Here is a 12,538-nt window from a genome sequence, read left to right on the forward strand (position 1 = left end):
ATTTTCAGCGTCAGATGACGGACTATTTCAGATATTCACCGCTACGCAGGGCTTCAATACGCTTGTCCAGCGGCGGGTGGGTCATAAACAGCTCGCTCATGGATTTCGCTTTACCATTAATGCAGAACGCCATCATGCTGCTGGCTTCCTGCGGCTCATAGCTGGTTTTCAGACGCTGCAGGGCGGCAATCATCTTCTCGCGGCCCACCAGGCGCGCCGAGCCGGCATCAGCATGGAACTCGCGATGACGAGAGAACCACATGGTGATAATGCTGGCCAGAATACCGAACACCAGCTCCAGCACCGTGGCGACGGCGAAGTAGATCAGCGGGTTGCCATTGCTGCTCTCGCCTTCATCTTCCCGGTTGCCGCCGAGGAAGCCGGCCGCAATCTGCGCGATAACGCGGGAGATAAAGATAACGAAGGTGTTTACCACCCCCTGGATCAGCGTCATGGTGACCATATCGCCATTGGCGATGTGGCTGATTTCATGGGCGATGACCGCTTCCGCTTCATCACGGCTCATGTTTTGCAACAGCCCGGTACTGACGGCGACCAGCGAGGCGTCGCGACGCGCGCCGGTAGCGAAGGCGTTGATGTCAGGGGCGTGATAGATAGCCACCTGCGGCATGGCAATGCCCGCCTGCTGCGCCTGCTGCGCAACGGTGTTCATCAGCCAGCGTTCCGTTTCGTTGCGCGGCTGCTCGATCACTTCCCCACCCACAGACTTCAGCGCCATCCATTTCGACATCATCAGCGAAACGATAGAACCACCGAAGCCGAACAGCAGGGCCATAATCAACAGACCGGTCATGCTGCTGGATTGGATCCCCGTGAGGCTTAACACCAGCCCGAACACGACCATCACTGCCAGGTTCGTCAGCAGGAAAAGCGCGATTCGCATCATAATTTTCTTTTTACCTCAATTTAACAAAACGCACTATGCGATTACCCACATCGTATGGGTCAGGCTGCAATTTTCAACCATCAGCCCCCGCTAAGTCACGATAAAAACACAACTTTACATTTTGTAGCATCTTGCTGACAGCGGCAGAGCAGGTTGACATTTTGTTAGATGAGCTGAATGGCGATGACCGAGCGCATAAAAAAACGGGCACCTCTCAGGGTGCCCGTTGGCGACTTATTGGCTGGCCGGCGGTTCCACCGCCGGGCGCGCTTTTTCGAGATGCGCCAGGTCTACCGCGATATGGACCGTTTCATCAAGATACGGATCCGGCTCCTGGTAATCCTTCGGCAGATCGTCCAGTTTTTTCAGCGGCGGTTTGCCTTCGCGTTTCAGGCGATCGTTAATCCTCGCCAGACGAATCGCATCATCCTCTTCGTTCTCTTTTTCACGCTGCGCGTAGTTCAGAGAGACGATGTTACGCTTGTCCTTCATCGCGTTATAACGGGCAATATCCTTCACGATGTACTGGAACTCAGGATCCTGGGCAATACGCTCGTCGTGGCGCTTGAGCAGTTCCGGTCCAAACGGGGCGAGGTCCCCGGACTTCACGTAGGTGGCCGCGTTGATGCTATCCCACGGCAGCGCGTTGTCTTCATACTGCTCGCCGGTTTCGCGATCTTCATTTCCGGTTGGCATCATGATATCCGGCGTTACGCCTTTGCGCTGAGTACTGCCGCCGTTAATGCGGTAGAACTTCTGGATGGTGTACTGAACGGAACCTAACGCCGGCCAGTCCGGACGCAGCATCTGATCGTAGATACGATTCAACGAGCGATACTGCTGTACGGTACCTTTACCGAAGGTCGGCTCGCCAACGATCAGCGCGCGGCCATAATCCTGCATTGCGGCGGCAAAGATCTCAGACGCTGAGGCGCTAAAGCGGTCAACCAGCACCACCAGCGGCCCTTTGTAATAGACTACGCCATCGTTATCGCTGTCTTCGCGCACCTTGCCATTGTTATCCCGCACCTGCACCACCGGGCCGGACGGAATAAACAGCCCCGAGAGCGATACCGCTTCGGTCAGCGCCCCGCCGCCGTTGCTGCGCAGATCGATAACCACGCTGCTGACGTTCTGTTTTTCCAGCTTCTGCAGCTGCACTTTCACATCATCGGTCAGGCCGACGTAAAAGCCCGGGATATCCAGCACGCCGACTTTTTCTTTACCGACGGTTTTCACCGACATCTTCACCGCGCGGTCTTCCAGACGGATGCGTTCGCGGGTCAGGGTGACGATACGCGTCTTGGCCCCTTTGCCGGCCGGCAGGATCTCAAGGCGAACCTTGCTGCCCTTCGGCCCTTTAATCAGCGCCACGACGTCATCCAGACGCCAGCCAATGACATCGACCATCGACTTCCCGGTCTGGCCGACGCCGACAATGCGGTCGCCGACGCTGATCGCTTTGCTCTTCGCAGCCGGACCACCCGCCACCAGCGAATTAATGACCGTGTAGTCATCATCCATCTGCAGCACAGCGCCGATCCCTTCGAGTGAGAGACTCATCTCGGTGTTGAACTGCTCGGTATTGCGCGGCGACAGATAGTTGGTGTGCGGGTCGATTTCGCGGGCGAAGGCGGTCATCGCCAGCGAGAAGACATCTTCGCTGTTGGTTTGCGCCAGACGACGGATAGCGAACTTATAGCGACGGGTTAAGGTGTCGCGGATCTCTTTATCGTCTTTCCCCGCCAGCTTCAGGCTTAACTGGTCAAATTTCACCTTGGCGTCCCACAGCTTGTTCAGCTCGGCCTCGTCTTTCGGCCACGGCGCTTTGGAGCGGTCAAGGTTGAAATTATCGTTGCCGGTAAAGTCCATCGGACGTTCCAGCACCTTCAGCGCATACTGATAGCGCTCGAAGCGGCGCTGCTGCGCCAGGTTGTAGAGGTCATAGAAGACGTCCAGTTTCCCGGTGCGCAGTTCGTCGCCGATTTGGTCTTTTTTCGCCGCGAACTTCGCCACATCGCTGGCCAGCAGCACATTATGGCTGTAATCCAGCAGGTTCAGATAACGGTCAAAAATCTTTGCCGAGAAGGCGTTGTCGAGATCGAACTGACGGTAGTGAGAGCGGGTAAAGCGCGATGTCACGCGCTCGCTCACCGTCGCGTGCTGCGGCTCTTCTTTCAGCACGGGGATTTGATCTGCCCGGGTTATTTCATCAACAGCGAACGCATGGCCTGCTATTGCCAGCAGGCCCGCAAGCGCGGTGATTTTAAAAAATGTGTTCATGCCTGGCCCGGCCTCCGTTTCAGAACACCAGGTGTTCTGCGCGTACAATCATTGACATACCAGAAGTCAGCTGTACACGAACGCCATCTTTGGTGATTTCCACAACGGTGGCGTCCATTGCGTTATTGCCTGCTTTTACCTTCAGCGCCTGGCCGACGGTCAGAACGGAAACATCCGATACCGGAGTAAGACGCTCTTCACGCGGAGCTTTGGCTGCAACAGGACGCGGTTTACGCTGTTCAGCACCCTCTTTACGACGCGGCTGCTGAGGACGCGGTTTACGCTCGCGGCGAACGCCTTCATCCGGCTGGCCTGCAGCGGCAGCGGCTTCGCGTTTTTTCGCCTGCTGGGCAGCGCGCTGCGCCTGAACGCGAGCTTTCGCTTCTTCCAGCTGCTGACGCGCATGGGCAATGTGCTGCTCTTCCAGTTCGCCGCACGGGTTGCCGTCCAGGTCAACGCGGATAGCGCCGGCTTTTACGCCGTAGAGATAGCGCCAGCTCGAGGTATAGAGACGTAATGCAGCGCGAAGCTGGGTTTTGCTGAGATTCATCTCACCACCCACTCGCTCAACGAGATCCTGAAAAATTCCGATTTTCAGGGGGCGCGCTTCGCCTTCAGCGCTGAAGCACTGAGGGAAACGTTCGGCCAGAAAGGCGATAACTTCTTTACTGCTATTCAACTTAGGTTGATTTTCCATGAAATTTCCTGATTACAACGGACGTAGCCAACAAGCCGCAGGCATGAACAGGCGACATTATAATGACGTCCTCGCTAAATGCTACGTTATCCGTTGATTATCCCACGACACGGGTAAAGATTTTTTGATAATCAGTGGCCGCGATGAGTTTTTCCAGATGCTCGACCAGCGTGCGCAACCCCTGCTCATCTTCAGCAGTGAAGCGGCCGTAAGCCGGACTGTCGATATCCAGCACGCCAATAATCTGGTCGTTCACGCGCAGGGGGAAGACAATTTCCGAATTACTGGCGGCATCGCAGGCGATGTGGCCGTCAAACGCGTGGACGTCCTCGACGCGCTGCACCTGGGCTTGCGCCACCGCCGCGCCGCATACGCCGCGCCCGACCGGGATCCGCACGCAGGCCAGTTTGCCCTGGAACGGCCCCAGCACCAGGGTATCGCCTTCCAGAAGATAGAAACCGGCCCAGTTGACCTCGCCCAGTCGTTCAAACAGCAGCGCGCTGGTATTGGCGATCATCGCCAGGAAACTGGTTTCACCTGCCATTAATGCCTGGAAATCGCGGTTCAAATCCGCGTAAAATTCTGTTTTGCTCATTATATCTTCACTTGGTTGTCTTACTGCCTGATACGTACAGCCTACTAAAATAAGCATTAAATGCGCTTGGGCTCAAGATGAATTCATTCATAGGTTAAGATAGTGGGATACATTCATTCCTGTACGTATTAAATGCCGATAAAAACATCCACCCTTAAGCCTGCGAATAAGATGGTCGTGCATGCCGTGAGCACACCGCTTCCCTATGCGCATTATCAGCGCTGTACGCAGTGTGACATGCTCTTTCGCTTACCAGTGCTTAAACGCAACCAAAGCGCCTGGTGTCCGCGCTGTAACGCGAAGGTGCGCGATGGCCGGGACTGGTCGTTGACCCGTCTGGGCAGCATGGCCCTGGCGATGCTGCTGTTAATGCCCTTTGCCTGGTCCGAACCCCTGCTGCGCCTTCACCTGCTGGGGGTTCGCATTGACGCCAACGTCCTGCATGGAATTTGGCAGATGACCGCGCAGGGCGATCCGCTTACCGCCGCGATGGTGCTGTTTTGCGCGGTGGTCGCCCCGGTGCTGCTGGTGGTTTCGATTAGCTATCTGTGGCTGGGCAACGTGCTGGGGATGAACCTGCGTCCGGTGCTGCTAATGCTCGGTAAGCTCAAGGAGTGGGTCATGCTGGATATCTATCTGGTGGGCATCGGCGTCGCCTCCATCAAGGTGCAGGATTACGCCTTTCTGCAGCCCGGCATCGGCCTCGTGGCATTTATCTCCCTGACGCTGCTGAGCATCCTGACGCTTATCCATATGAACGTCGAAGAGCTGTGGGAGCGATTCTATCCCGAACGGCCGGCGACCCGCGCCGATAACAATCTGCAGGTTTGCACCGGCTGCCACTACACCGGCTACCGCGACGCCCGCGGCCGCTGCCGGCGCTGCCACACGCCGCTGCACCATCGCCGACCGCAGAGCCTGCAGCGCAGCTGGGCGGCGCTGATTGCCTCGCTGATTTTGCTCTTACCGGCCAACCTGCTGCCGATCTCCATCATTTACGTTAACGGCGCGCGCCAGGAAGACACCATCCTCTCCGGGATCATCTCCCTCGCCAGCAGCAATATCGCCATCGCCGGCGTGGTATTTATCGCCAGTATTTTGGTGCCATTCACCAAAGTTATAGTGTTATTTACCCTGCTGCTCAGCATACAATTCAAATGCGAGCAGGGGCTGCGCACCCGCATCCTGCTGCTGCGGCTGATAACCTGGATTGGCCGCTGGTCGATGCTGGATCTGTTTGTTATCTCACTCACCATGTCGCTAATCAATCGCGATCAGCTCCTCGCCTTTACGATGGGGCCGGCCGCGGTTTACTTCGGTGGCGCGGTAATTTTAACTATTCTTGCAGTTGAATGGCTGGACAGCCGCTTACTTTGGGACGCACATGAGTCAGGAAACGCCCGCTTCGCAGACTGAAGCCAGAATAAAAACCAAACGTCGTATCTCGCCATTCTGGCTGCTGCCGGTCATCGCGCTGCTGATTGCCGCCTGGCTCATCTGGACCAGCTTTGACGACCGTGGATCGACGATCACTATCGATTTCCAGTCTGCTAACGGCATCGTGCCGGGGCGGACGCCTATCCGCTATCAGGGGGTGGAAGTCGGTACCGTCCAGGACATTAGTCTCAGTAAAGACCTGAGTAAAATTGAAGTTTCCGCCAGCATCAAACGCGATATGAAAGAGGCGCTGCGCAAAGATACGCAGTTCTGGCTGGTGACGCCGAAAGCCTCTCTGGCCGGCGTGTCAGGACTGGATGCCCTGGTGGGTGGGAACTACATCGGCATGATGCCGGGCAAGGGCGAACCCGAAGATCACTTCGTCGCCCTCGACACCCAGCCCAAATACCGCATCAACAACGGCGAGCTGATGATCCACCTGCAGGCGCCCGACCTTGGCTCTCTGAGCAGCGGCTCGCTGGTCTACTTCCGTAAGATCCCGGTCGGGCGGGTGTATGACTTCACGCTGAATGACAATAACCAGGGGGTCACCATTGATGTGCTGATCGAGCGCCGGTTTACCAACCTGGTGAAAAAAGGCAGCCGTTTCTGGAACGTCTCCGGGATCAAAGCCGACGTCGGCCTGAGCGGGGCCAAAGTGCAGCTGGAGAACCTTTCCGCGCTGGTGAACGGCGCCATCGCCTTTGACTCCCCTGCCGATTCGCAGGTCGCGTCGCAAAACGATGACTATCATCTGTACGAAGACCTGGCGCACAGTCAGCGCGGGGTGGTGGTGACCCTCGACCTGCCGGACGGCGACGGCCTGAAAGCGGGCTCGACGCCGCTGATGTATCAGGGGCTGGAAGTGGGCCAGTTAAGCAAACTGAATCTTAACCCTGGCGGCAAAGTCACGGGCGAGATGACCGTCGACCCGAGCGTGGTGACCCTGCTGCGGGAGAAAACGCTGATTCAGATGAAGAAGCCGAAGATCTCCCTTGATAACCCCAGCGTCAGCGCCCTGCTCACCGGCAATACCTTTGAGCTGGTGCCCGGCGAAGGCGAACCGCGTAATCACTTCTCCGTCATGCCAGCGGATAAAGCGCTGCTGGAGGAGCCCAATGTCGCCACCGTCACCCTTTCGGCGCCGGAGAGCTACGGGATCGACGGCGGCCAGCCGCTGGTGCTGCACGGGGTGAAAGTCGGCCAGGTGCTGGAGCGCAAGCTGACGGCCAAAGGGGTGACCTTCCAGGTGGCGATTGCCCCGGAATACCGCGATCTGATTCGCGGCGACAGCAAGTTTGTGGTGAACAGTCGTCTGGACGTCAAAGTGGGGCTCGATGGCGTGCAGGTGCTGGGCGCCAGCGCCAGCGAATGGGTGAACGGCGGGATCCGGGTGATCCCGGGTGAAAAAGGCGAAATGCAGAGCAGCTATCCGCTGTATGCCAACCTCGAAAAGGCGCAGGAAAACAGCCTGAGCGAAGTGCCGACCACCACCCTGAGCCTCTCCGCTGAGACGCTGCCTGACGTTCAGGCTGGCTCGGTGGTGCTGTATCGTAAATTCGCCGTCGGCGAGATCATCGCCGTCAAACCGCGCAAAGACGCTTTCGATATCGATCTGCATATCAAGCCGGAGTACCGCTACCTGCTGACCAACAACAGCGTCTTCTGGGCGGAAGGGGGTGCGAAGGTCAAACTTGACGGCAACGGGCTCACCGTTCAGGCCTCGCCGCTGGCCCGCGCCATTAAAGGAGCGATCAGTTTCGATAACCTCAACGGCAGCAGCGCCAACGCGCGGCTGAATAATAAACGCATCCTTTACGCTTCTGAAACGGCGGCGCGCGCCGTGGGCGGCCAGATCACCCTGCACGCGTTTGACGCTGGGAAGATGGCGGCCGGGATGCCGATTCGCTATCTCGGCATCGATATCGGTCAGATCCAGTCCCTGGAGCTGATCACCGCCAAAAACGAAGTGCAGGCGAAAGCCGTGCTTTACCCGGAATACGTCGGCACGTTTGCCCGCGCCGGGACTCGCTTCTCGGTGATCACCCCGCAGATCTCCGCGGCAGGCGTGGAGCATCTCGACACCCTGTTCCAGTCCTATATTAACGTTGAGCCTGGACGCGGCCCGGCGCGTCGCGACTTTGAGATTCAGGATACGACGATCAGCGACTCGCGCTATATCGACGGTCTGAATATCGTGGTGGAAGCGCCGGAGGCCGGATCGCTTGGCATCGGTACGCCGGTGCTGTTCCGCGGTCTGGAAGTCGGGACGGTGACCGGTCTGTCGCTGGGATCGATGTCTGACCGGGTCATGGTTAAGATGCGCATCAGCAAGCGCTACCAGTACCTGGTGCGCAATAACTCGGTGTTCTGGCTGGCCTCAGGTTACAGCCTCGACTTCGGCCTGGTTGGCGGCGTGGTGAAAACCGGGACCTTCAATCAGTTTATCCGCGGCGGGATCGCCTTTGCCACGCCGCCGGGTACGCCGCTGGCGCCGAAGGCCCAGGACGGCAAGCACTTCCTGCTGCTGGAGAGCGAGCCGAAAGAGTGGCGGGAATGGGGCACCGCCCTGCCGCAGTAATCCTCACCTCCCCTTCTCCCGCCCCGGCAAACGCCGGCGGCGGGCAGACGACAAACCGCACGCCCCGGTGTCCTGCACCGGGGCGTTTGTGCTAAACTGCGCACCCTTTTTTTCTGTGGTGCGCTGCCCGTGGCCGAAAATACTGTCTATTTCCCTGAAGCGTTTCTCGCTCAAATGCGCGCGGCAATGCCGGCGCACCTCTCTTTCGACGACTTTATCGCCGCCTGTCAGCGCCCGCTACGCCGTAGTATTCGCGTCAATACGCTGAAAATTAGCGTCGATGATTTCCTCTCTCTGGTCGCGCCCTATGGCTGGCAGCTGACGCCGGTCCCCTGGTGTGAGGAGGGATTCTGGATCGAGCGGGACGACGATGCGCTGCCGCTGGGCAGCACCGCCGAACACCTCAGCGGGCTGTTCTATATTCAGGAAGCAAGCTCAATGCTGCCGGTCGCCGCCCTGTTCGCCGACAACCCGCAGCCTGAACGGGTCATGGACGTTGCCGCCGCCCCGGGGTCGAAAACCACCCAGATCGCCGCCCGGATGGGCAATGCGGGCGGCATCCTGGCGAATGAGTTCTCCGCCAGCCGGGTGAAAGTGCTGCATGCCAACATCAGCCGCTGCGGCATCAGCAACGTCGGCCTGACCCATTTCGACGGGCGGGTGTTCGGCGCGGCATTGCCCGAAGCCTTCGACGCCATTCTGCTTGATGCCCCCTGCTCCGGCGAAGGGGTGGTACGCAAAGATGCCGACGCGCTAAAAAACTGGTCGCCGGAGAGCAACCTCGACATCGCCGCCACCCAGCGCGAGCTTATCGACAGCGCTTTCCATGCTCTGCGCCCTGGCGGGACGCTGGTCTATTCGACCTGCACCCTGAACCGCGAAGAAAATCAGTCAGTCATACACTGGCTGCTGTCCCGTTACCCGCAGGCGGTAGAGATCCAGCCGCTGGGAGCGCTGTTTCCCGGCGCGGCCGATGCCTTAACCGCGGAGGGATTTCTGCATGTCTTCCCGCAGATCTACGATTGTGAAGGCTTCTTTGTCGCTCGCCTGCGCAAGACTGCGGCGATCGATCCGCTCCCGGCGCCGGGCTATAAGGTCGGCAAATTCCCGTTTGTGCCGCTGAAGGGCCGGGAAGCCGCCGCGGCAACCGCCGCCGCCCGCGCTGTCGGCCTGGAATGGGACGCGAGCCACACGCTGTGGCAACGAGATAAAGAGCTGTGGCTGTTTCCGCAGTCTATGGAACCTCTGTTTGGTCGGGTGCGATTTTCGCGCATTGGCGTGCGCCTGGCGGAGCTGCACAATAAGGGTTATCGCTGGCAGCATGAGGCGGTTATCGCCTTTGCCGCGCCGCAGCGCGCCTTCGAGCTGACGCTGGAGGAGGCGGAGGCGTGGTATCGCGGACGCGACGTCTATCCGCAAACCCCGCCAGCGCAGGACGAAGCCATTGTGACCTTCCAGGGCGTGCCGCTGGGCCTGGCCAAGCGCGTCGGCTCCCGTCTGAAGAACAGTTATCCGCGCGAGCTGGTACGCGATGGGAAACTTTTTGCCGGCAAGGTGTGACACCGCGCAAAAAATACGCACTTTTTGACTGGCGGTTTTCCCCCCATTGACTACGCTGAAAAATGACGGCCGCAACTGGTCGTACCACAACTCAGCTGAAAAATGGGGTGAAGCGATGAGTAAAACCAATGTCCGCATCGGCGCGTTTGAGATAGACGATGCCGAACTGCATGGTGAACATCAGGGTGAGCGAACGTTAAGCATTCCCTGCAAATCCGATCCAGATTTATGTATGCAGCTTGACGCCTGGGATGCCGATACCAGCGTTCCCGCGATTCTCAATGGTGAACATTCCGTCCTCTACCGTAAACATTACGACCGCCAGTCCGATGCCTGGGTCATGCGCCTTGCCTGACACCAATGAACCCGTCGCCTGAGACGGGTTATTTATTTCCCCGTCCCGCCGTCATCCCCTACACTAAATAGTATGTGCCCCCGGACATGAGGCCAGGATGTTTGCCTTAGTGTTGTTTATTTGCTATCTGGATGGCGGCTGCGAGGACATTGTGGTTGACGTCTACCGCGAGGAAACGCAGTGCCTGGTGGCGATGGAAGATCAGCGGATCCGCCACGGCGGCTGCTACCCGATAGAAGATTTTATTGACGGCTTCTGGCAACCCGCCAGCGAATACAGTGACTTTTAGCCTGCCGACTGCAGCGCCACCAGGGTCAGCGTGCCGCCGAACACGGCGCCGGTGTCAATATAGTGTTGATTGTCGTAGTCACAACGCGCGCGAAGCGGCGTATGGCCAAACCAGAAATGGTCAGCCCCGGCGATAGCGCCATGACGCCCTGCCAGATGTTCACTCAGACGATGGCGGCTCCACAGGACCCGCTGGGGATCCACCGGCTGCTGCCAGCGATAGACCGGCGCCGGATAATCGGCATGGGCGATCACATGCCGCGCCTTTGCGCACTCCACTTCAATAATCAACGGCAGCCGCTGACAGCGCGCCAGCAGCCGATCGACGTCAGCCCGCTGCCGCACGTTGCTCCGGGCGTACCAGTCGCCTCCGTTCATCTGCCAGAGCGTCATATCTCCGCTCTCCAGCGCCTCCAGCGCCATCTGCTCATGATTCCCGCGCACGGCCCTGAACCAGCGGCTGCGCAACAGGCCGAGACAGTCAGCGCTTTGCGGCCCGCGATCGATCAGATCGCCAACCGAGATCAGCAGATCGGCCCAGGGATCAAAGCGCAGCCGGCGCAGGCGCTCCATCAGCAGCGCAAAGCAGCCATGCAGATCGCCCATCAGCCAGATATTACGCCATTCACTGCCATTAATACGCTGATACATATAATTACCTCTCTGCCGTAATTATAGGTAATTCCAGCTTACAGCCGCTGTTTTTTATTTACACCTCAATCGATTTTAAACAAACGGCAAATATAGTCGGCCAGAGCATTAAGCTTATCAGTGCCTCGCTTTAAAATAGCAGGAAATAACAACGAGGTGTTTATCGTGACAGACAATAGCCTGCATTCATCCAGCGTGCTTACGCCGCGCTCGCATCTCATTGCCGATCTGGTGATGGGCAGATTAACACCCGCACCTATCTGGCGGCAGAAAAATTACCGCTTTAAGTTTCTACTGCGCACGGCGTTATTTTATAGCCCTACCAAAGCGATGCTGGAGGCGCTGAGCGCTCGTGACGATTTTAACCAGCTGCTGACGGCGCAGGCGACGCTGCCGGGGAAAGTGCACCGTCAATATCTGACGCGCGATCTCAACGCCTGGCAGCGGGCGATGGCGGTCATAAGCCATTATCGCTATGTCGATACCCTGCGCGGGTCGCGGCTGGCGCATGCCATGACCGCGGTGTGCGAGGTCCCGTTGCTGACGCTCAATGGAAAAGATGAACGCCAGTTTACCCTCTCGGCCTCTTCGGCCGGGAAGGCCGAGCGTGAGGGTGAAACCACCCTATGGCTGCGCGACAGCGACCATACCCTGCTGGCCAGCGCGACCTTCAGCGTGACCCGGGAGGGCGACGCCTGGCAGCTGGTCATCGGCGGTTTACAGGGACCGCGACGCCACGTTTCTCATGAGGTGATCAAGCAGGCGACCCGCGCCTGCTACGGTCTGTTCCCGAAGCGCCTGCTGCTGGAGTTTATCTGGCTGCTGGCCGCTCGCAGCCATATCGCGGCGATTTACGGCGTCAGCGATAACGGCCATGTGTTCCGCGCCCTGCGCTATCGCCTGAGCAAGGGGCGCCATTTCCACGCCAGCTATGACGAGTTCTGGCAATCCATCGACGGCAAGCCGGAAAGCCTCTGGCGCTGGCAGCTACCGCTGCGTCTGGAAAGAAAACCGCTGGAGAGCATCGCCAGTAAAAAACGGGCCGAATACCGGCGTCGATTCCAACTGCTGGATCAGCTGGCGGAGCAGGTGGCAATATTGACGCAGCCGCTGCCGGGCATGTAAATTTCGCGACCAGCGACGCCCCGTTACGCGGCGTTTGCTTATTATGTTCTTATTTCGCT

The 12,538-nt window shown here is 58.5% G+C and carries 10 protein-coding genes and 1 pseudogene; 6 read left to right on the forward strand and 5 right to left on the reverse strand.

What is annotated here, in order from left to right; genetic code table 11:
• Positions 1-22: 22 nt before the first annotated feature.
• The 4 genes and pseudogenes from htpX to ABLX76_RS04885 all read right to left on the reverse strand — a co-directional run bounded on the left by htpX (position 23) and on the right by ABLX76_RS04885 (position 4,482).
• The gene (htpX, locus tag ABLX76_RS04870) at positions 23-907 is read right to left on the reverse strand and encodes a protease HtpX (RefSeq protein WP_023290225.1); all 885 of its coding nucleotides are present in this window, start codon (positions 905-907) and stop codon (positions 23-25) included.
• Between the two features lie 234 nt (positions 908-1,141).
• Positions 1,142-3,190, reverse strand: coding sequence for a carboxy terminal-processing peptidase (prc, locus tag ABLX76_RS04875; RefSeq protein WP_348874101.1), 2,049 nt, complete (start codon positions 3,188-3,190; stop codon positions 1,142-1,144).
• Positions 3,191-3,209: 19 nt separating this feature from the next.
• A complete protein-coding gene (gene proQ / locus ABLX76_RS04880) occupies positions 3,210-3,887 on the reverse strand; it encodes an RNA chaperone ProQ (RefSeq protein WP_023290227.1) in 678 nt (225 codons plus the stop codon).
• A gap of 81 nt (positions 3,888-3,968) precedes the next feature.
• Positions 3,969-4,482, reverse strand: a pseudogene (locus ABLX76_RS04885) (GAF domain-containing protein).
• 132 nt (positions 4,483-4,614) lie between these two features.
• Here ABLX76_RS04885 and yebS point away from each other — a divergent pair.
• The 5 genes from yebS to ABLX76_RS04910 all read left to right on the forward strand — a co-directional run bounded on the left by yebS (position 4,615) and on the right by ABLX76_RS04910 (position 10,704).
• Positions 4,615-5,898 (forward strand): membrane integrity lipid transport subunit YebS, encoded by a 1,284-nt coding sequence (gene yebS, locus ABLX76_RS04890; protein WP_032428915.1) that lies wholly within the window; start codon positions 4,615-4,617, stop codon positions 5,896-5,898.
• Positions 5,867-8,500, forward strand: coding sequence for a PqiB family protein (locus ABLX76_RS04895; RefSeq protein WP_017900210.1), 2,634 nt, complete (start codon positions 5,867-5,869; stop codon positions 8,498-8,500). Before yebS ends, ABLX76_RS04895 begins: the two co-directional genes overlap by 32 nt.
• Positions 8,501-8,629: 129 nt before the next feature.
• Positions 8,630-10,060, forward strand: a complete 1,431-nt coding sequence (rsmF, locus tag ABLX76_RS04900; protein ID WP_049013974.1) for a 16S rRNA (cytosine(1407)-C(5))-methyltransferase RsmF — start codon at positions 8,630-8,632, stop codon at positions 10,058-10,060.
• A 115-nt stretch (positions 10,061-10,175) separates the two neighbouring features.
• Entirely contained in the window at positions 10,176-10,415 is a 240-nt protein-coding gene (locus ABLX76_RS04905) for a YebV family protein (protein WP_002911393.1), read from the forward strand.
• 97 nt (positions 10,416-10,512) lie between these two features.
• Positions 10,513-10,704 carry a YebW family protein gene (locus ABLX76_RS04910; protein ID WP_002911395.1) on the forward strand — a complete coding sequence of 64 codons (192 nt, stop codon included), beginning with the start codon at positions 10,513-10,515 and terminating at the stop codon, positions 10,702-10,704.
• Here the strand turns inward: ABLX76_RS04910 and pphA are convergent.
• Positions 10,701-11,354, reverse strand: coding sequence for a protein-serine/threonine phosphatase (pphA, locus tag ABLX76_RS04915; RefSeq protein ID WP_087848614.1), 654 nt, complete (start codon positions 11,352-11,354; stop codon positions 10,701-10,703). The two genes, ABLX76_RS04910 and pphA, sit on opposite strands and share 4 nt — an antisense overlap.
• A gap of 156 nt (positions 11,355-11,510) precedes the next feature.
• Between pphA and ABLX76_RS04920 the strand changes: the two genes are divergently transcribed.
• The gene (locus tag ABLX76_RS04920; protein ID WP_072413392.1) at positions 11,511-12,479 is read left to right on the forward strand and encodes a VirK/YbjX family protein; all 969 of its coding nucleotides are present in this window, start codon (positions 11,511-11,513) and stop codon (positions 12,477-12,479) included.
• Positions 12,480-12,538: the final 59 nt, after the last annotated feature.

The sequence above is a fragment of the Klebsiella sp. JB_Kp004 genome (assembly GCF_040065795.1).
Classification (GTDB): domain Bacteria; phylum Pseudomonadota; class Gammaproteobacteria; order Enterobacterales; family Enterobacteriaceae; genus Klebsiella; species Klebsiella quasipneumoniae.

Coding starts and splice junctions, on each gene's coding strand:
- proQ (WP_023290227.1), bottom strand. CDS start 3,887: ATGGAAAATCAACCTAAGTTGAATAGCAGTAAAGAAGTTATCGCCTTT.
- prc (WP_348874101.1), bottom strand. CDS start 3,190: ATGAACACATTTTTTAAAATCACCGCGCTTGCGGGCCTGCTGGCAATA.
- ABLX76_RS04910 (WP_002911395.1), top strand. CDS start 10,513: ATGTTTGCCTTAGTGTTGTTTATTTGCTATCTGGATGGCGGCTGCGAG.
- pphA (WP_087848614.1), bottom strand. CDS start 11,354: ATGTATCAGCGTATTAATGGCAGTGAATGGCGTAATATCTGGCTGATG.
- ABLX76_RS04895 (WP_017900210.1), top strand. CDS start 5,867: ATGAGTCAGGAAACGCCCGCTTCGCAGACTGAAGCCAGAATAAAAACC.
- ABLX76_RS04905 (WP_002911393.1), top strand. CDS start 10,176: ATGAGTAAAACCAATGTCCGCATCGGCGCGTTTGAGATAGACGATGCC.
- htpX (WP_023290225.1), bottom strand. CDS start 907: ATGATGCGAATCGCGCTTTTCCTGCTGACGAACCTGGCAGTGATGGTC.
- yebS (WP_032428915.1), top strand. CDS start 4,615: ATGCCGATAAAAACATCCACCCTTAAGCCTGCGAATAAGATGGTCGTG.